The organism is Acidimangrovimonas sediminis, assembly GCF_002871005.1.
GTDB lineage: Bacteria > Pseudomonadota > Alphaproteobacteria > Rhodobacterales > Rhodobacteraceae > Acidimangrovimonas > Acidimangrovimonas sediminis.
Window position 1 is genome coordinate 315,257 of the sequence record NZ_PHSN01000001.1, and the last position, 18,044, is coordinate 333,300.

At 69.4% G+C, this 18,044-nt stretch carries 15 protein-coding genes; 1 reads left to right on the plus strand and 14 read right to left on the minus strand.

The features are described from left to right. Positions 1-95: 95 nt before the first annotated feature. From CVV76_RS01380 to CVV76_RS01420, 9 genes are all read right to left on the minus strand, one after another. Positions 96-2,438 (minus strand): aldehyde dehydrogenase family protein, encoded by a 2,343-nt coding sequence (locus CVV76_RS01380; protein ID WP_102222815.1) that lies wholly within the window; start codon positions 2,436-2,438, stop codon positions 96-98. Positions 2,439-2,442: 4 nt separating this feature from the next. Next, a complete protein-coding gene (gene deoC / locus CVV76_RS01385) occupies positions 2,443-3,468 on the minus strand; it encodes a deoxyribose-phosphate aldolase (protein ID WP_102222816.1) in 1,026 nt (341 codons plus the stop codon). A gap of 239 nt (positions 3,469-3,707) precedes the next feature. Beyond that, entirely contained in the window at positions 3,708-4,121 is a 414-nt protein-coding gene (locus CVV76_RS01390; RefSeq protein WP_102222817.1) for a Na+/H+ antiporter subunit G, read from the minus strand. Between the two features lie 9 nt (positions 4,122-4,130). After that, positions 4,131-4,400: a K+/H+ antiporter subunit F gene (locus CVV76_RS01395; RefSeq protein ID WP_102222818.1), complete on the minus strand. Its 270-nt coding sequence runs from the start codon at positions 4,398-4,400 to the stop codon at positions 4,131-4,133. Next, positions 4,397-4,891: a Na+/H+ antiporter subunit E gene (locus CVV76_RS01400; protein ID WP_102222819.1), complete on the minus strand. Its 495-nt coding sequence runs from the start codon at positions 4,889-4,891 to the stop codon at positions 4,397-4,399. Before CVV76_RS01400 ends, CVV76_RS01395 begins: the two co-directional genes overlap by 4 nt. A gap of 9 nt (positions 4,892-4,900) precedes the next feature. Next, a complete protein-coding gene (locus CVV76_RS01405; protein WP_199178461.1) occupies positions 4,901-6,556 on the minus strand; it encodes a monovalent cation/H+ antiporter subunit D in 1,656 nt (551 codons plus the stop codon). Then, entirely contained in the window at positions 6,553-6,963 is a 411-nt protein-coding gene (locus CVV76_RS01410; protein WP_102222820.1) for a Na+/H+ antiporter subunit C, read from the minus strand. The genes CVV76_RS01405 and CVV76_RS01410 overlap by 4 nt, the downstream gene beginning before the upstream one ends. Before the next feature lies 1 nt (position 6,964). Beyond that, positions 6,965-9,874 carry a monovalent cation/H+ antiporter subunit A gene (locus CVV76_RS01415; protein WP_102222821.1) on the minus strand — a complete coding sequence of 970 codons (2,910 nt, stop codon included), beginning with the start codon at positions 9,872-9,874 and terminating at the stop codon, positions 6,965-6,967. A 339-nt stretch (positions 9,875-10,213) separates the two neighbouring features. After that, entirely contained in the window at positions 10,214-11,137 is a 924-nt protein-coding gene (locus CVV76_RS01420; RefSeq protein WP_102222822.1) for a DMT family transporter, read from the minus strand. A 340-nt stretch (positions 11,138-11,477) separates the two neighbouring features. On the opposite strand from CVV76_RS01420, the gene ade reads away from it, so the two are divergent. Further along, entirely contained in the window at positions 11,478-13,175 is a 1,698-nt protein-coding gene (gene ade, locus CVV76_RS01425) for an adenine deaminase (RefSeq protein ID WP_102222823.1), read from the plus strand. Between the two features lie 131 nt (positions 13,176-13,306). Here ade and CVV76_RS01430 read toward each other — a convergent pair whose 3' ends face one another. The 5 genes from CVV76_RS01430 to CVV76_RS01450 are packed head-to-tail and all read right to left on the minus strand — an operon-like array spanning position 13,307 to position 18,040. Continuing rightward, complete coding sequence (locus tag CVV76_RS01430) at positions 13,307-14,020, minus strand: SDR family NAD(P)-dependent oxidoreductase (protein ID WP_102222824.1); 714 nt, start codon at positions 14,018-14,020, stop codon at positions 13,307-13,309. Positions 14,021-14,024: 4 nt separating this feature from the next. After that, positions 14,025-14,702, minus strand: coding sequence for a DUF3833 domain-containing protein (locus tag CVV76_RS01435; protein WP_102222825.1), 678 nt, complete (start codon positions 14,700-14,702; stop codon positions 14,025-14,027). After that, positions 14,695-15,855: a class I SAM-dependent methyltransferase gene (locus CVV76_RS01440; RefSeq protein ID WP_408607868.1), complete on the minus strand. Its 1,161-nt coding sequence runs from the start codon at positions 15,853-15,855 to the stop codon at positions 14,695-14,697. The genes CVV76_RS01435 and CVV76_RS01440 overlap by 8 nt, the downstream gene beginning before the upstream one ends. Next, a complete protein-coding gene (locus CVV76_RS01445; RefSeq protein WP_233192660.1) occupies positions 15,852-16,733 on the minus strand; it encodes a DUF1365 domain-containing protein in 882 nt (293 codons plus the stop codon). Before CVV76_RS01445 ends, CVV76_RS01440 begins: the two co-directional genes overlap by 4 nt. After that, positions 16,730-18,040 (minus strand): NAD(P)/FAD-dependent oxidoreductase, encoded by a 1,311-nt coding sequence (locus CVV76_RS01450; RefSeq protein ID WP_102222826.1) that lies wholly within the window; start codon positions 18,038-18,040, stop codon positions 16,730-16,732. The genes CVV76_RS01445 and CVV76_RS01450 overlap by 4 nt, the downstream gene beginning before the upstream one ends. Between the last annotated feature and the right edge of the window lie 4 nt (positions 18,041-18,044).

The following is an 18,044-nucleotide window of genomic DNA, read 5'->3' on the forward strand; positions in this document are numbered from 1 at the left end:
CCCCACCCGCACAAAAGGTCCATGCCTTTCTTCTGAGCGGAAATATCCTCGGGGGGTGCAGGGGGGCAGACGGCCCCCCTGCCTGCCACGCACGGTCAGCCCTCGCCGTAGGGCACCCAGACGGTCTTCACCTCCACCGCCTGCGCCAGGAATTCCCGGCCCTCGCCTTCGGCCCCGAACCAGTCCCGCGCGCGGCCGTCGTTGACCCATGTCCGTTTCAGGTTCCCGGCCGAGAGACGCTCGACGAGGCCCGAGATATCGGCCGAGGAGAAGCTCCAGACCGCATCCACATCCATGTGCCCGGCCAGGGCCGCCGCCAGATCCGCGGCCGGGCCGGCGACGAAATTCACCACGCCCCCGGGCAGATCCGAGGTGTCCAGCACCTGGGCCAGATCCGCCGCCATCAGGGGATGCGCGCAGGAGGGCACCAGCACGCAGGCATTGCCCATCGCGATCGCCGGCGCCATCGCCGACACGAGGCCCAGCAGCGGCGCCTCGTCGGGGCAGAGCGCGCCGATCACGCCCACGGGTTCGCGCAGCGCCAGCGCCAGCGCCTTCATCGGCACCGGCTTCGCCGCCCCCTCGACCTTGTCGGCCCAGGCGGCGTAGGTGAACAGGCGCGAGATCGCCGCCTCCACCTCGGCCTCGCCCGCCTTGCCGGTCATCGCCTTCAGCCGTGCCGCGAATTCCACGGCCCGGGCGGAAAGGTTCTCGGCGATGTAATAGAGCACCTGCGTGCGGTTGTGGGCAGTGGTCTTCGCCCAGCCCCTGGCGCCGCGCGCGGCTTCCACCGCGTTGCGGATGTCCTTGCGGCTGCCTGTGCCCACATGTCCCAGCAGCCGACCCTTCGCGCCCCAGACCGGCGTGGAATAGCCGCTGTCGGGCCGGGCCTGCTTGCCGCCGATATAGAACTTCGCGGTGCGGTCGATCCCCTCGACTTTGGCGGACGCGGGGGCGGGGTTGGGTGCTACGGGCTTCAGCGCCCGGGGCGTCCGGGCGGGCCGCAGATAGGCCATCAGCCCCTCCCATCCGCCCTCGCGGCCGAAGCCGCTTTCGCGCACGCCGCCGAAACCTGCAGCGGCGTCGAACATGTTGGTGCCGTTGATCCAGACGACCCCGGCCGCCAGTTTCGGCGCCATGTCGAGGGCAAGGTTCACGTTCTCGGTCCAGACCGAGGCGGCAAGGCCATAGCGCGAATTGTTTGCCATCTCCGTCGCCTCACCCGGCGTGCGGAAGGTGGACGAGACCAGCACCGGCCCGAACACCTCCTGCTGCATCAGCGGGTTGGAGGGCGACAGGCCAGCGATCAGCGTCGGCGGGTAGAAGCAGCCCTCGGGCACCGCGCAGGCCGCGACATGGGTGTCACCCTCGGCATTCGCGGCGACCATCGCGGCGATGCGGTCACGCTGCACCGGGCCTGCGATCGCGCCCATGTCGATGCATTTGTCCAGCGGATCGCCCACCCGCAGCGTGTCCATGCGGGCGCGCAGCTTGGTGTGGAAACGCGCAGCCACACCTTCCTGCACCAAGAGGCGCGAGCCGGCGCAGCAGACCTGCCCGCCGTTGAACCAGATCGCATCCACCAACCCCTCGACCGCGCTGTCCAGATCGGCGTCGTCGAAGACGATGTAGGGCGACTTGCCGCCCAGCTCCAAGGTCAGCGCGATGCCCCGGCCCGCGGTCTCCTCCCGGATCTTCCGCCCTACCTCGGTCGAGCCGGTGAAGGCGATCTTGTCGACCTTCGCCACGACCAGCGCCGCACCGGTCTCGCCATCCCCGGTGACGATGTTGATCACCCCCTTCGGCACCCCCGCTTCGCGGCTGATCTCGGCGAAGAGGAGGGCGGTGAGGGGCGTGTATTCGGCAGGCTTCAGCACCACCGCGTTGCCGGCGGCGAGCGCGGGGGCCACTTTCCATGCCAGCATCAGCAGGGGGAAGTTCCACGGCACGATCTGGCCGCAAACGCCAAGCGCCTCCATCCCCGGGCGCTCGGCATCCATGAGCTGGGCAAGGCCCGCGTGATAGTAGAAATGCCGCGCGACCAGCGGCACGTCGATGTCGCGGCTCTCGCGGATGGGTTTGCCGGTGTCGAGGGTTTCCAGCACGGCAAAAAGGCGGGCGTGTTTCTGCATCAGCCGCGCCAGCGCATAAAGCACGCGCGCCCGCTGGTGGCCGCTTTGCGCCGCCCACGGCGCCTGCGCCTTGCGCGCCGCCGCCACAGCGCGGGCGACGTCATCGGCGCTGCCCTGCGTCACCTCGGCCAGCGTCTCGCCGGTGGCGGGGTTCATCGTGGCGAAGGACTCGCCTGGCTGGGTGAAGGCGCCGTCGATGAAATGGCCGAAGCGGCGGCCATGGGTGTCGAGCCAGGCCATCGCCTCGGCGGCGCTTTCGGTGGCGGGGCCATAGGACATGGCGTCGAAGATGTCGCGGATTGTCATGGCTTCACCCCATCGCGTGGCGGTTGGCGGCCGAATACTGGCCGGTGACATGGTGTTCCAGCTGACGCTCGATATCGCCAAGCAGCGACGAGGCACCGAAGCGGAAAAGGTCGGGCTGCAGCCAGGGAAGGCCCAGCTCCTCCTTCATGAGGCTCAGGTACACCAGCGCATCCTTGGCCTTTGAGATCCCGCCCGCGGGCTTGTAGCCCACCTTGTAGCCGGTCGCGGCCTCATAGTCGCGGATCGCCCGGATCATGGTCAGCGAGACGGGAAGGGTGGCGTTCACGCCCTCCTTCCCGGTCGAGGTCTTGATGAAATCCGCGCCGCCCATCATGCAGACCAGACTGGCGCGGGCCACGTTGCGCAGGGTGCCGAGTTCGCCGGTCGCGAGGATTGCCTTGATATGGGCCTCTCCGGCGGCCTCGCGCATTTCGCGCATCTCGTCATAGAGCGCTTGCCAGTTGCCGGTCAGCACGTGGCGGCGCGAGATGACGATGTCGATCTCCTTCGCACCTGCGCGGACGCTCTCGCCGATCTCGGCGATGCGCAGGCGGTAGGGCGACAGACCCGCGGGAAAGCCGGTGGAGACGGCGGCGACGGGGATCCGGGTGCCCTCCAGCGCGCGGACGGCGGTTTCCACCATCTCGTGGTAGACGCAGACGGCGCCGGTGGTGAGCCCCTCCATCCCCAGCGCGTGCAAGAGGTCGGGACGCACCGGCTGGCGCGCCTTGGCGCAGAGGCGGCGCACGCGGCCCTCGGTGTCGTCGCCCGCAAGGGTGGTGAGGTCGATCAGGCTGACGGCCTTGCACAGCCACGCGGCCTGATACTCCTTCTTGACCGAGCGGCGGCCGGGCAGGGTGGCCGCGCGGCGCTCGATCGCGGGGGTGTTGGCCTGGACGCGGGCGACCCAGTCGAGGTCAAGCGGCTGGCCGGGATTGCGCGGGTGGCCGTGCGGCGGGGTGACTTGCGGAAGCTGCGACGCAGTTGCGGCCGCCGCCGGTGCCGCCGGATGGGCGTTGTCGGTCTGCATGTGTCCTCCCTCGGGCAGGGCGCGAAACTGGCACGGCGCGGGGCGGCTTGGCAAGGCGGGACGCGGGGGCAGGGAGGGGTGGCCGGAAGGGTGGCAGGAAGGGTGACAGGGGGGGAGGCAGGCAGAAGGGCGGCCCTGCCGGGGACGCGTCGGCCGCTCTCAGCTTCGCGATGGGGGGCGCGGGGCGGAGGCGGGGTTTGCGTATTTGGGGAACAATGAAAGGGGGGCGGGGGCGCGGATCAGAGTGCGTCGCCCACGCCCTTTTCGGGGAGGAAGTGGGGTTCGTCGATCTCTTCGTCCTCGGGGGCCAGCTGACCGGCCCAGACGGTGCCGTCGCCGACCTCGGGGAGGTCTTCCTTGTGGCCCTCGCGGTGGAGGTGCGCCTTGGCGATGAAATTCGCGGTCAGGGGCGCGGTCACGAAGAGGAAGATCGAGATCAGGAGTTCGTGGAAGCTCACCTCCCCCTCGCGCACCGCGAACCACAGCATCGAGGCGATCAGCACCGATCCAACCCCCAGCGTCGTCGTCTTGGTGGGCGCGTGCAGCCGGGTCATCAGGTCGGGCAGCTTGACCAGACCGAAGGACCCGATCAGCCCCAGAAGCCCGCCGATGACCAGCAGGATCGAGACCGCGATGTCGAAGGCCATGTTCATCCCTGTCCCCTATTCGATGATGTCGCCGCGCAGCATGAACTTCGCGTAGGCCACGGTCGAGACGAAGCCCACCATGGCGAAGAGCAGCGAGGCCTCGAAATAGACGGTGGTGCCCTCGATCATGCCCAAGAGGGTGAGCAGGGCGATGGTGTTGATCACCATGGTGTCGAGGGCGAGGACCCGGTCGGGCACCCCCGGCGCGCGGAACACGCGGTAGAGGTTGAGGATCAGCGCGAAACCGAAACAGGCCAGGGCGAAGGTCATGGCGTAGTGGATCATGCGAAGATCTCCATCAGGCGGCGTTCGTAGCGCGACTTGATCTCGTCGCGCACGGCGTCGGGGTCGGGCGCGTGGAGGCAATGGACAAGAAGCGCATGCGCGTCCGAGCTGAGCTCGGCCGTCAGGGTTCCCGGCGTCAGGGTGATCGAGCCGGCCAGCACGGTGATCGCCTCGGGCGAGCGCAGGTCCAGCGGGATCGAGATCCAGGCCGGTTGCAGCTTGTCGTTGGGCATGGTCGCGACGATCTTCGCCACGGTCCAGTTCGCCATGACGATGTCGTAGAGGACGACAAGGATGTATTCCGCGATCTTCAGCGGGTGGTGCAGGCGCGGCCGGTCGGGCCAGTAGCGCTGGGTCAGGAAGGGCACGAGGATGCCGAGGATCAGACCGAAGAGGATCGCGCCCGGGCTCCAGGAATTCTGCAGCATCATCCAGCAGGCGGTGAGCAGCAGCGTCAGCAGCGGGTGGGGAAAGAGCCGTGTGAGGATCATGCGCGTCTCCTACCGGTGGCCCAGGACGGCGGTGATATAGGCGGTGCGGTCCAGCAGCTGCGTTGCGGTGCCCTGCATCCAGTGCGTCACGGGCCCGGCGAAGACGGTCAGCGCGACCAGCCCGGCCAGCAGCATGCCGGTGGCGACGAAGGGCAGCAAAGGCCGTTCTTCCGGGACCGAGAGGCGCCCGCCCGGGGCGATCGCGTTTGCCTTCCAGTAGAGCGAGCTGCCGGCGCGGGCGAAGCCCACGATCGAGATCAGCGAGGTCACGAGGATCGCGCCCCAGATCCACCAGCGGAGCGGCGCGTTCCATGTCGCCTGCATCACCAGCAGCTTGCCGAGGAAGCCCGAGAGCGGCGGCATCCCCGCCGTGGCGATGGCGGCGACGAAGAAGAGGGCGGCGATCAGCCCGCTCTGGGTGATCTTGGGCGCGGCCCGAAGCGCGCCCCCGAACTCACCCCGCCGGGCGATGGTGAGATCGGTGATCAGGAACAGCGCCGCGGCGGCCAGGGTCGAATGCACGGTGTAGTAGAGCGCGGCGGCATTGCCCGCGGGCGTGAACTGGGCGATGGCGATGAAGAGCGTCCCCATGGAGCCGATCGCGGCAAAGCTGACCATCCGGGCCATCTGCTTCGCGCCCATGATCCCGATCATGCCGATCGCCAGCGTGACAAGGGCGGCGGGCAGCAGGATATCGGCGAACATGGTGCCGGTGGCGGGCGTCGTGGGCGGGAAGATCAGGGTGTAGACCCTGAGGATCGCATAGGCGCCGATCTTGGTCATCACGGCGAACAGCGCGGCCACCGGCCCCGGCGCGTGGGAATAGGTGTTGGGCAGCCAGAACTGCAGGGGCACCAGCGCGCCTTTCACCGCGAAGACCAGGATCAGCAGCATCGCGCCCACCCGGATCAGCCCGGCATCGCCAGCGGGCAGATGCGCCACCTTCTCGGCCAGGTCGGCCATGTTCAGCGTGCCGGTGACGGAATAGATCGTGCCGAGCGCGAAGAGGAAGAGGGTGGAGCCCGCGAGGTTGAAGACCACGTATTGCACGCCCGCCTTCATCCGCTCGGCCCCGCCGCCGTGGATCATCAGCCCGTAGGAAGCGATCAGCAGCACCTCGAAGAAGACGAACAGGTTGAAGGCGTCGCCGGTCAAGAAGGCGCCGTTGATCCCCATCAGCTGGAACTGGAAGAGGGCGTGGAAATGCCGCCCCCGCGTATCCCAGTTGGAGCCGATGGCATAGAGGAGGACGGGCACCGACAACCCCGCCGTCAGCGTCAGCATCAGCGCCGACAGCCGGTCGAGCACGAGGATGATGCCGAAGGGCGCCGGCCAGTTGCCGAGGCGGTAGTCGACGATGTGTCCGGTGCTGGCATCGGCCATCAGCCAGGCGGCGAGGCCCGCCAGCGCGACCGCCCCCGCCAGCGAGAAGACCCGCTGCAACAGGAGGTCGAACCGCATCAGGAGGACCATCAGCGGCGCCAGCACCGCCGGCAGCAGCACCGGCGCGATGATCCAGTGGCTGACCGGATCGACGGGGGCGCCGGCGGCCGCGGTCGCGACCTGGGTGGTCGCGTGGCCTGCGGCCTGCGAGACCGCCTCGGTCGCGGCGGATGCGGTGAGGGTCAGGGAGGAGAGGGCCAGGGAGGGCAGGGTCGCGATCATCGTTGCGGCTCCTGCCCGGCGGGGTGTCTTTCGGGGGCGCTGGGGGCGGGCATGTGTTCCGGGTCGATCTGCGGCTTCTCGACCTCGTCGACCATGTCGATGCGGTCGTTGCCGGTCTCGAGGTAGGCGCCGAGCGAGAGCATGACGACGAGCGCGGTCATCCCGAAGGAGATCACGATCGCGGTCAGCACCAGCGCCTGGGGCAGGGGGTCGGTGTAATGGTTCAGATGCAGCGACAGGATTGCCGGTTCGCCCACCACGATGCGGCCGGTGGCGAAGAGGAAGAGGTTGACCGCGTAGGACAGCATGGCGAGGCCGAGGATCACCGGGAAGGTGCGCAGCCTGAGGACGAGGTAGATCCCCGCCGCCGACATCAGGCCTACCGCGCTTGCAACGAGAAGCTCCATTTCAATGCTCCTCCGAGGCGTCGTCGTGGGGTTCGGCGGCGGCCTCGTCCAAGGCGTTCGCCTTCTCCTCGGGGGTCTTCGCCTTGCTCGGATCGGTGCTCATGGGGGTCTGGTTCACCGTCTCGCCCGCGCGCCGGGCGATCAGCGACAGGCTGGCCAGCGCCAGCATCACCGCACCGACCACGGTCAGGAACACGCCCGCGTCGAAGCCCATGGCGGTGGCCAGCTCGAACTCGCCCAGGTGCCAGGGCAGGTAGAAATGGCCGAAATCCGAGGTCAGGAACGGCCGCCCGTTGAAGAAGGCGCCGATCCCGGTGGCCGCGGCCAGAAGCACGCCGAAGCCGATCAGGTTCTGGTAGTTCGCGCGTTGCCGCAGATGCGCCCAGGCAAAGCCCGACGCCATGTACTGCATCAGCAGCGCGATCGCGATCACCAGACCCGCGACGAAGCCGCCGCCGGGTTCGTTATGGCCGCGCAGGTAGATGAAGGCGCCGACCAGCACCGCGATTGGCATCATCACCCGCGTTGCCACCACCAGCATCAGCGGATGCCGGTCGCCGGCCCGTTTCAGATCGGGCACCCAACCGCGCAGCCTCGCGTTCGCCGGCCCCCGCAGGAGGGCGTCGGTCAAAGCGTAGATCGCCAGCGCCGCGATCCCCAGAACGGTGATCTCGCCGAAGGTGTCGTAGCCGCGGAAGTCCACGATGATCACGTTGACCACGTTCTCGCCGCCCGCCTCGGCCTTGGAATGGGCCATGTGCCAGTCGGAGATCGTCGGATAGGCGAAATCCCGGGTCATCAGCGCGTAGATCAGCCCGCCGAGGCCCAGACCGCTTGCAATTGCGATCACCGCGTCGCGGGTTTTGCGCGGGGCGGAGCTTTCGCGCGGGCTGTCCTTGGGCAGGAAGTTCAGCGCCAGCAGCAGGAGCATCACGGTGACCACCTCGACCGAGATCTGGGTCAGCGCCAGGTCGGGGGCGGAGAGGTAGACGAAGGCGATGGAGACCATCAGCCCGATGATCCCCACCAGCACCAGCGCCAGAAGTCGGTTGTGGTGATAACGCACCACCGCCACCGTCGCCGCCATCAGCGCGAACCAGGCGATGACGGGGACCGGCTCCAGCGGGGTCATCGGCCGTGTGCCGGGGCTGTAGGCGCCGGTGAAGAAAGCCCAGACACCGGCAACCAGCACGACGACCGAGAAGATCGCGAGGTAGCGGCTGATCGCGCCGTTGTGCAGGCCTTGCGTCAAGCCACGCGCGCCCCGGGCGGCCCAGTCGATCACCGCGTCGAACATCGCCTTCGCGTGGGGCTTCGGCGTGGCCTCCCATAGCCGGTTCAGCGGCGCGTGCAAAGCCAGCAGCAGCGCGCCGCCCGCGATGGCGATGACCGACATCCACAGCGCCGGGGTGATCCCGTGCCAGAGCACGATATGCGGGTGGACCTCGGCGCCGGTGACGGCACTGGCCGCCGCCGTCACAAGCCAGCCCGCCATGGTCATCGGGAAGAGGCCGATCAGGATCACCAGCGTGGCAAGGATGGCCGGAGAGATCCACATCCCCGGCACCGGGTCGTGCGGCTGGGTGGGATAATCGTCGCGCACCGGCCCGAGGAAGACATGCGCCACGTAGCGCAGCGCATAGGCCACCGAAAAGAGCGCGCCCACGGTCGCCCCCAGCGGCACGATCCAGTCAAGCCCCCACCACCCGGTATGGGCCGCGGCCTCCAGCATCATCTCCTTCGACAGGAACCCGTTGAAGGGCGGGATCCCGGCCATGGAAAGGCCGGCCACTGTCGCGATGGTGAAGGTGATCGGCATCAGCGTCATCAGGCCGCCCAGCCGCTTCGCGTCGCGGGTGTGGGTCTCGTGGTCGACGATGCCCGCGGTCATGAAGAGCGCGGCCTTGAAGGTGGCGTGGTTGATGATGTGAAAGACGCCCGCGATCGCCCCCGCCTTGGTGCCGAGGCCGAAGAGGAAGGTGATGAGGCCCAGATGCGAGACGGTGGAATAGGCCAGCAGCGCCTTCAGGTCGTCCTTGAACAGCGCGATCTTCGCCGCCATCACCATGGTCACGAGGCCCACTGTCGACACCACGTAGAACCACTCGGGCCGCCCGGCGAACACCGGCCAGAGCCGCGCCATCAGGAAGAGGCCCGCCTTCACCATGGTGGCCGAATGCAGGTAGGCCGAGACCGGCGTGGGCGCCGCCATGGCGTGGGGCAGCCAGAAGTGGAACGGGAATTGCGCCGACTTGGCGAAGGCGCCGACCAGGACCAGGATCATCGCTGGCAGGAACAGCGGCGAGGCCTGGATCTCTTCCGCGTGCTGCAGGATGGTCGAGATGTCGTAGCTGCCGACGATATGACCGAGGATCAGCATCCCCGCGATCATCGACAGGCCCCCCATGCCGGTGACCGTCAGCGCCATGCGCGCGCCCTGCCGACCCTCGGCCAGGTGCTTCCAGAACCCGATCAGCAGGAAGGAGCTGAGCGAGGTAAGTTCCCAGAAAACCAGCAGCATCAGCACGTTGTCGGTCAGCACGATGCCCAGCATCGCGCCCTGGAACAGCAGCAGGTAGGTGAAGAATTCGCCCGTGTTCTCGCTCGGGTCGAGGTAGAAGCGCGCGTAGATCACGATCAGCAGGCCGATCCCGAGGATCAGGAGCGCGAAGAGGAACCCCAGGCCGTCGAGGAAGAAATCGGCGTTGAGGCCGATCTGCGGCACCCAGGCGATGTGCTGGTGCAGCACCTGTCCCCCAATCACCGCGGGGGCGTGCAGCACGAGGCCCAGAAGCGCCAGCGCGGTGACGGCCCCGGTCACGAGGGCGGCGGTGTTGCGGCCCGCACGCGCCATCAGTCCGGGCAGAAGGGCGCCGAGAAATGGCAGCGCGGCGATCAGGGCTAGGGGCATCCCGGGCGTTCTCTTGGTTTTTATGTGCGGTGCGGCCGGGCCGCCCGATATCTTGACTGTCCTCGACCTAGATGGGGGAGGGCGGGGGGCCAAGTCAAGGCGAGGGGGGCGATTAGCGGACCGCGGCACATGGTCCACGGCCCTGCACCCTGGTCCTTTCGCGGCCGGTTGCCCGGTGGCGTTTCCCCGTCGGTTTCGCTCTGGCGGCCGTGGGGTCTCTCTGTGCGGACCACCCTGGTCTCTTCGGCCTCTTCCGATTGCAGCGGTCCGGGCTGGCCATTGTGGCGCCGGTCAGGGCTGGGCCGGCCCGCGCCGGGGGGAGGTCAGCTCCGCGGCGTCTCAGCCCTGCGGTGTCATCGCCTTGCGCTGTCGCACGCGTTCCAGGCCCAGCCTGCTCTCGCGCCAGATGATCGCGATGCCGGCGGTCACGACGAGCGCGGCGCCGCCCAGCGTGGTGAGCCCCGGGATCTCTCCGAACACCGCGTAGCCGAGCGCCAGCGCGAGCAGCATCGAGGTGTATTCGAACGGCGCGATCAGCGAGGCGTCGGCCTCGCGGTAGGAGGAGGTCAGCAGGATCTGCCCGACCCCGCCCATCAGCCCCGCGAGGATCAGGAGCGCGGCCTCGCCCGCGGTCGGCACGACCCATCCGAAGGGCAGGGTGACGAACGACAGCACGGTCGCGCTGACCGAGAAGTAGAAAACGATCGCCGCGGTCTTCTCGGTCGACACCAGCTTGCGCACAAAGACCTGCGCGAGGGCCGCGAAAACCGCCGAGCCCAGCATCAGGATGGCGCCCAGCGTCGCGGTTCCGTCCAGCCCGCCGCCCGACAGGCTGTCGAGCTGCGGCGCCAGCACGATGAGAACGCCCGCCATCCCGAGCGCCACCGCCGAGATCCGGAAGGCGCGCACCTCCTCGCCGAGGAACATGGCGGCGAAGATCACGACGAGCAGCGGCGCGGCATAGCCGATCGCGGTGACCTCGGGCAGCGGCAGGAGGCCGAGTGCGGCAAAGCTCAGCCCCATCGCGGTGGTGCCGACGACGCCACGCCAGACGTGGCCGAGCGGCACCCGGGTGCGCAGCCCGGTGCGGAGCTCATGGCGAAGCGCGAGCCAGACCACGATCACCGGGATCGCGAAGAGCGAGCGGAAGAACACGACCTCGCCCGGGGGGACGTGGTCCGAGACCATCTTAATCAGCGTGGACATCCCGATCAGCACGGTGACCGAGGCGATCTTGAGCGCGATGCCGCGAAGCGGACGCATGGCATGTTCCCCGGGGCGGCGCGCCCCACGGGCCTGTGAAGCAGGTTTGCCGGGGAGGGAAAAGGGCGAAACGCCTGAACGCGGGACGGGGGCCGGGAGACGGGGGCCGGGAGACGGGGCCGGGAGACGGGGGACGGGAGACGGCGGACGGGGGCCGGGAGACGGGGTTGAGAGTGGCGGCCTCCTCGTGCGCTTCGCTGTGCGTCGTCGGCATGCGGCAGGGCGGGGAGGTGATGAGGGGCGACGATGAGGGGGCGGAGGCGCCCGAAGAGGCGGTGCCGCGGGGCTGGACCTCGGCCGCCAAAGCCTGTCATCTGGGGCAAACGCAAGGAGGCAGGCGATGACGGCGGATCTGGAACGGGCGATCGCGCAGGGGCGGGGCGAGACGCCCGCGGACCTCGTGCTCAAGGGCGGGCGCGTCTTCGACCTCATCACCGGGGAGCTCGTCGAGACCGATGTCGCGATCTGCGGCGACACCATCGTCGGCACCTTCGCCGATTACGAGGGCGCCCGGGTGATCGATTGCACCGGCGAGATCCTCGTGCCCGGCTTCATCGACACCCACCTGCATATCGAAAGCTCGGCCGTCACGCCGTTCGAATTCGACCGCTGCGTCGGCCCCCGGGGCGTCACCACCGCGATCTGCGACCCGCACGAGATCGCCAACGTGGCGGGGATCGAGGGGATCCGCTACTTCCTCGAGGCATCAAGCCGCACGGTGATGGATATCCGTGTGAACCTGTCGTCCTGCGTGCCCTCGACCCACATGGAGACAGCGGGCGCGCGGCTGGAGGCCGAAGATCTGATCCCGCTGATGGATCATCCCCGGGTGATCGGGCTGGCCGAGTTCATGAACTTCCCCGGCGTGATTCACCGCGACCCGGGCTGCATGGCGAAGCTGGAGGCCTTCCGCGGGCGGCATATCGACGGTCACTGCCCGCTGCTGCGCGGCCGCGACCTGAACGCCTACATCAGCGCGGGGATCCGGACCGAGCACGAGGCGACGACCGCCGAGGAGGCGCTGGAGAAGTTGCGCAAGGGGATGCGCGTGCTGATCCGCGAAGGCTCGGTGTCCAAGGATCTGCACGCGCTGGCGCCCCTGCTGACCGAGCGGTTCTCGCCCTACCTGTGCCTGTGCACGGATGACCGCAACCCGCTGGACATCGGCGAGCACGGGCATCTGGATTACATGATCCGTACGGCGATTTCGCTGGGGGCCGCGCCTCTGGCGGTCTACCGCGCGGCGTCGCTGTCGGCGGCCGAGGCGTTTGGCCTCAAGGACCGTGGGCTGATCGCGCCGGGCAAGCGCGCCGACATCGTGCGGATCGACAGCCTTGAGGGGTGCAACGCGCGCGGCGTGATCTGCGGCGGGGTCGAGGTGGGCGATGCGGCCTTTGCGGCGCGTGAGCTGATCGCGCCGGTGGCGCGGCACTCGGTGAAGGCGCGGAAGGTCGGTCCGCAGGATTTCCGCACCGCCGGTAACCGCGCCGAGACGCCGGTGATCGGCATCCTTCCGGGCAAGATCATCACCGAGCACCTGGTCGAGGAGATCGCCCCGGTGGATGGCGACAAGCGGCCGGACCTGAACCGCGACCTCGTGAAGATCGCCGTGATCGAGCGGCACGGGGTGAATGGCAACATGGCCACCGGGTTCGTGCGCGGTTTCGGGCTTAAGGCGGGAGCCATCGCCTCGACCGTCTGCCACGATCACCACAACATCGCGGTGGTGGGCGCCGATTACGCCGACATGGCGCTGGCCGCGAACCGGCTGGGCGAGATCGAGGGCGGGTTCGTCGTGGTGCGCGATGGCGCGGTGCTGGCCGAGGTCGCGCTGCCGGTCGCGGGGCTGATGAGCCTCGAGCCGTTCGAGGTGGTGCGCGACGGGCTGGTGCGCTTGCGTGCCGCGGCGGCGGGGCTGGGGGTGGAGCTGGAAGAGCCGTTCCTGCAGCTGGCCTTCCTCGCGCTGCCGGTGATCCCGCATCTGAAGATCACCGATCACGGGATGGTCGACGTGGACCGGTTCGAGGTGATCGGCTGAAGTGGCCCGTATGTCCGCCTTATGCGCCTCCTGATGCGCCCCGTGGCGGGGGGGCGAGGGGGGGGCGCTGCCCCCCGTCGCGCTGCGCGCGCCTCCCCCCGGGATATTTTCGAGCAGAAAGGGAGGTGGCGTCAGGTCTTGAAGAGGCGCTGGAAGAGCGCGATGGGCAGGAGGCGGCCGAGTTCGAAGAGGGTCGAGAAGGGTGCGGGGAAGCTTGTCGAGAAGCGGTCGGTCTTCAGGGCCTTCACGACGTGGGAGGCGGCTTTCTCCGGGGTCATGAGCATCGGCATCCTGAAGTCGTTCTTCCGGGTCAGCTGGGTGTCGATGAAGCCGGGATTGAGGAGCTGCACGCGGATCCCGGTGCCCTTGAGGTCGGCGCGCAGGTTCTCGGCCAGGTGGATCACGGCGGCCTTGCTGGCGCCGTAGCCGATCGCGCCGGGCAGGCCGCGGAACCCCGCGACCGAGCCGATCAGCACGATCCGGCCCCGGCCGCGGGCGCGCATCGCGGGGAGGGCCGCGCCCAGGACGTTGAGCAGGCCGATGTAGTTGGCCTCGGTGATCTTCACCGCGGTCGCGGTATCCCAGGCGGTGGCTTTCATCGGCTCGTAGAAGCCCACCGAGTAGATCAGCCCGTCGAAGGCCTCGGGCAGCGCGGCCGTGACCGCTTCGGCGTCGGTCACGTCGAGAGGAAGGGCGCGGGCTGCGGGCAGGTCTGCCGCCAGGCGGTCGAGCTTGTCGCGGCCGCGCGCGCTCAGCACGAGTTCCGCGCCCTCGGCGGCCAGCGCCCGCGCGACCGCTTCGCCGAGACCGGCGCTTGCGCCGAGGATCCACCAGCGTTCGCCCATCGCGCTATCCTCCGGCCACGGCGGTCTGCGGCGCGGCCGGCGCAGGGGGCCGTGAGGTACGCTGTTCATCGGCGGGAAGCGGGCGCATGGTCGCCACGAGTTCCGCCAGCGGCAGGCCGAAGCGGGTCATCTGCGAGCGGTTGATGATGGTGCCGTCGGGCATGAGGTAGAGCCAGTCGGTGACGTCGAGGACGTGGCCGCCGGCCTGCGGCGGAAGGCGCAGGCGGTATTTCAGGTTCAGCGTGGCGCCGCTGGCCTGGCCCGTGCCGGTGCCGAGAATGTCGTCGGCGGTGGCGCTGAGCCGGCCGTCCTCGTGCAGCGTCAGGGTCCAGCAGCGGTCCTGTTCGGTGCCGCTGTCGTAGCGGAAATGTTCCGACAGCGTTCCGGTCCGGCCGGTCCAGCGGCCTTCCATCGTCGCGACGAAGCGCGAGACGACGCGGCCGGTGGGACCGAAGATCACGCCCTCGGAGGCGAGCTTGCCATTCAGCACCGTGCGCGGGTCGAAGCCGGGCGCGGTTGCGGCGTAATGGTCGGGGCGCTGGGCGCGGAAGGAGAACAGGCGCGCGCGCAGGAGGATCAGCGCGAGCAGCACGCAGGCGATCGCAACGAATGCCACGACCAAGGCCACGACGAGGTGGGCACCGGCCGTCGTCCAGGTGCCATCGGTCAGGATCTCAGGCATGCTGAAGCTCCACCTGCACGACATCGGTGCGGCCCGTGGCGAAGGTCGCGGCGCAGATGCCGAGGTAATAGCGCCACGTCCTCAGGAAGGCGCCGTCATGGCCCTGGGCCAGGATCTTCGGCACTGCCGCCTCGAACCCGGCGCGCCAGTCGCGGCAGGTGCGGGCGTAATCCTGGCCGAAGGCGAAGCTGTCGGCGACGCGCAGCCCCGCGCGCCCGGCCTCTTCCGCGATGGTGGCTTCGGACAGGAGCATGCCGCCGGGAAAGGTGTATTGCCGGATGAAATCGGAGCGGCGGCGGTACCGGGCCATCTGCGCGTCGGGCACGGTGATCGCCTGGATCACGGCCCGTCCGCCCTCGGCCAGACGGTCCCTGAGGGTGGCGAAATAGGTGGGCCAGTAGCGCGCGCCGACCGCCTCGACCATCTCGATCGAGACGATGGCGGGGTAGCGCCCGGAGGTGTCGCGGTAATCCTGAAGCCGGATCTCGGCGCGGCCGTCGAGGCGGGCATCGGCATAGCCCTTCTGGCTTGGCGAGACGGTGATGCCGGTAACGCGGCGTCCCTGGTCGGCCGCGCGCTCGGCGAAGCCGCCCCAGCCGCAGCCGACTTCCAGCACCTCGTCCGCGCCGTCGAGGCGGTCGAGGATGCGGTCGTACTTGCGGTCCTGCCCGCGGGAGAGGTCGGTGTCCCCGGGGGTGTAGAGCGCCGAGGAATAGGTCATCGAGGGATCGAGCCAGAGCTGGTAGAACTCGTTCCCGACGTCGTAATGGGCGCGGATGTTGCGCGCCGACCCGGCCCGGGTGTTACGCCTGAGCACCCTGTCGATCGCGGCCATCTTCCAGCGCTCGACGGTTCCGGGCCGGGCGGCGGGGCCGAGCGCCGTGAGGTTGTCGAGCGCGAGCGTCGCCACCGCCTCGATGTCGGGCGTGTCCCACAGGCCCGCGACATAGGCCTCGCCGAAGCCCACGTCGCCGCGGGCGGCGATGGCGCTGGCGGTAGTCCAGTCGTGCAGGGTGAGCTCGGCCTCGGGGCCGTCGCTGCCGAAACGGTGCACGTGCCCCTCGGGGGTGATCAGGCGCAGCTGGCCGGTCTCGATCCTCGCGCAGGCGTCGAGGAGGCCGTGGCGAAGGCGGCGGGTGGCGGTCGGGATCATCGGGTGACCTCCCTTGTCGGGGCGGGGGGAACGGGGCGATAGGCCGCGCCCTTGAGCTTGAGGCGCAGCGCCTGCCAGTAGATCAGGGCCAGCGTGCGCAGCGGCCCGAACGGGCGGCGCAGCGCGGCGCCGACCAGGCAGGCGTTGGTGAGCGGGCGGCGCGGGCCGGAGAGGGTGGCGATCACCCCCTCGTCGCCATTGCCGAGGTGGATGCGGATGGCGATCCGGTCCGGTGTGACGGCAAAGCGGAAGCGGTAGCCGCCGCTCAGGTCCTGGAAGGGCGAGACGTGAAAGACCTTCTTGGCCGCAATCTCGTCCGCCGGGGTGATCGGCGGGAAGCCGGGCCGCGCGCAGAGGTAGGAATGGCGCTGGCCGAAGGTATTCGAGACCTCGGCGATCACGGCCAGCAGCGCGGCGGGGGCCTGCGGGGCGTCCGGCATCTCGGCGAAGGCAAGCCAGAAGCTGACCGGGTTGAACCAGAACCCCAGCAGACGTGGCTGGGTCAGGAGCCGCAGGCGGTAGCCGGGGGCGAGGCCCGCGCGGGCGAAGACGTCGCGCGCCCAGTCGGCGCCGCGCCCGGCGCCGCGGGGGCCGCCGTGGGTGCGGTCATGGACCGAGGCGAGGTTGGTCCGGTTGCGCGAGAAGAGCGCCGGGCCGCGGCGGCTGTCGGGGTCGATCAGTACATAATCGACGTTGTAGCGAAAGCTGTGGCCGATGGCGCCGCGCCGGACATGGGTGGTCACGCCGCGAAGGTGTTCGGGCCAGGTCGCGTCCTCGGCCCTGCGGGCCTCCTCGTCGGTTCCGGTCTGCGCCCGAGGGGGCGAGGGCGGGGAGAAACGGCGAGGTTCGGGCTGGAAAGGGGTGGGCATGACGCTCATGCAGCGGCCCTTTCGACGCGGCCGTCCATGGCCCGGGCAATGCGCCGGGCGCTGGCGAAGCCGTCCTCGTGAAAGCCCCACCGCAGCCAGGCGCCGGCAAACCATGTGTGGTTGGTGCCGTTCGCCGCCGCGATCGCCTGTTGCGCCTGAAGCGCCGGGCCGTCGAACACCGGGTGGTCGAAGGTGACTTCGTCGTAGATCGTGGCAGGGTCGATCGGGTGCTGCGGGTTGAGGGTGACGAACATCGGGTCGTCCTCGGGGATGTTCTGCAGCCGGTTCATCCAGTAGGTCACGCCGACCGCGGTTTCCGTGCCGATCTCCTCGGCCTGGTAGACCCAGGAGGACCAGCAGGCCCGGCGTTTCGGCATCTGCCCCGGGTCGGCATGAAGGACGGCGCGGTTCGGACGGTAGGCGACGGCGGACAGGGCCGCGCGTTCGGCGCGCGTGGGATCGGTGAGCAGCGCCAGCGCCTGGTCGGAATGGCAGGCGATCACCACCTCGTCGAAGCGTTCCGCCACGCCCCCGCGTGGCCGCAGCATCACCCCGCCCGCGCTGCGCACGACGCTTTCCACGGGGCAGCCGAGGCGGATCTCCACCCCCTGGCGTTCGAGGTGGCGGCCGAGGCGGCGGACATATTCGACCGACCCGCCCGAGACCGTCCACCACTGGTGCTGGCCCTTCGCCGAGAGCAGCGCGTGATTGCGGAAGAAACGCAGCAGACTTTGCGCCGGAAAGCGCCCGACCTCGCCCGAGGGGGTCGACCAGATCGCGCCGCAGATCGGCAGCAGGTAGTGGTGGCGGAAGCCCGCACCCAGGCCCAGCCGGCCGATCAGCTCGTCGACGCTCATCCCGGGGCCGCCCGCCGCGGCCTCGGATTCGGCCCGCGTGTTGAACCGCTGGATGTCGCGCAGCATGCGCAGGAACGCGGGGGAGGCGAGGTTGCTGCGCTGGGCGAACAGACCCGACAGGTTGCGTAGCGCGTATTCCAGCCGCCCGCCGCCCAGGGTCACGCCAAAGCTCATGTCGCTTTTCTCCACCGGGACGTCGAGCTCGGCGAAGAGGCGGGTGAGGTTGGGGTAGTTGGCATAGTTGAAGACGATGAAGCCGGTGTCGACCGGCTGGTCGCCGCGCCGGCCGGCGACCACGGTGCGGGCATGGCCCCCAAGCCGCGGCTGGGCCTCGATCAGCGTGACGCGGTTGCCCGGCGCCAGAAGGTGGGCCGCCGCCATCCCCGATATTCCGGCGCCGATCACGGCGATACGGCGCCCGGGCCGGTCCGGCGGGGTCATGGGGGCGTCGAAGGACATGGCG

Coding starts and splice junctions, on each gene's coding strand:
- CVV76_RS01380 (WP_102222815.1), bottom strand. CDS start 2,438: ATGACAATCCGCGACATCTTCGACGCCATGTCCTATGGCCCCGCCACC.
- deoC (WP_102222816.1), bottom strand. CDS start 3,468: ATGCAGACCGACAACGCCCATCCGGCGGCACCGGCGGCGGCCGCAACT.
- CVV76_RS01390 (WP_102222817.1), bottom strand. CDS start 4,121: ATGAACATGGCCTTCGACATCGCGGTCTCGATCCTGCTGGTCATCGGC.
- CVV76_RS01395 (WP_102222818.1), bottom strand. CDS start 4,400: ATGATCCACTACGCCATGACCTTCGCCCTGGCCTGTTTCGGTTTCGCG.
- CVV76_RS01400 (WP_102222819.1), bottom strand. CDS start 4,891: ATGATCCTCACACGGCTCTTTCCCCACCCGCTGCTGACGCTGCTGCTC.
- CVV76_RS01405 (WP_199178461.1), bottom strand. CDS start 6,556: ATGATCGCGACCCTGCCCTCCCTGGCCCTCTCCTCCCTGACCCTCACC.
- CVV76_RS01410 (WP_102222820.1), bottom strand. CDS start 6,963: ATGGAGCTTCTCGTTGCAAGCGCGGTAGGCCTGATGTCGGCGGCGGGG.
- CVV76_RS01415 (WP_102222821.1), bottom strand. CDS start 9,874: ATGCCCCTAGCCCTGATCGCCGCGCTGCCATTTCTCGGCGCCCTTCTG.
- CVV76_RS01420 (WP_102222822.1), bottom strand. CDS start 11,137: ATGCGTCCGCTTCGCGGCATCGCGCTCAAGATCGCCTCGGTCACCGTG.
- ade (WP_102222823.1), top strand. CDS start 11,478: ATGACGGCGGATCTGGAACGGGCGATCGCGCAGGGGCGGGGCGAGACG.
- CVV76_RS01430 (WP_102222824.1), bottom strand. CDS start 14,020: ATGGGCGAACGCTGGTGGATCCTCGGCGCAAGCGCCGGTCTCGGCGAA.
- CVV76_RS01435 (WP_102222825.1), bottom strand. CDS start 14,702: ATGCCTGAGATCCTGACCGATGGCACCTGGACGACGGCCGGTGCCCAC.
- CVV76_RS01440 (WP_408607868.1), bottom strand. CDS start 15,855: ATGATCCCGACCGCCACCCGCCGCCTTCGCCACGGCCTCCTCGACGCC.
- CVV76_RS01445 (WP_233192660.1), bottom strand. CDS start 16,733: ATGAGCGTCATGCCCACCCCTTTCCAGCCCGAACCTCGCCGTTTCTCC.
- CVV76_RS01450 (WP_102222826.1), bottom strand. CDS start 18,040: ATGTCCTTCGACGCCCCCATGACCCCGCCGGACCGGCCCGGGCGCCGT.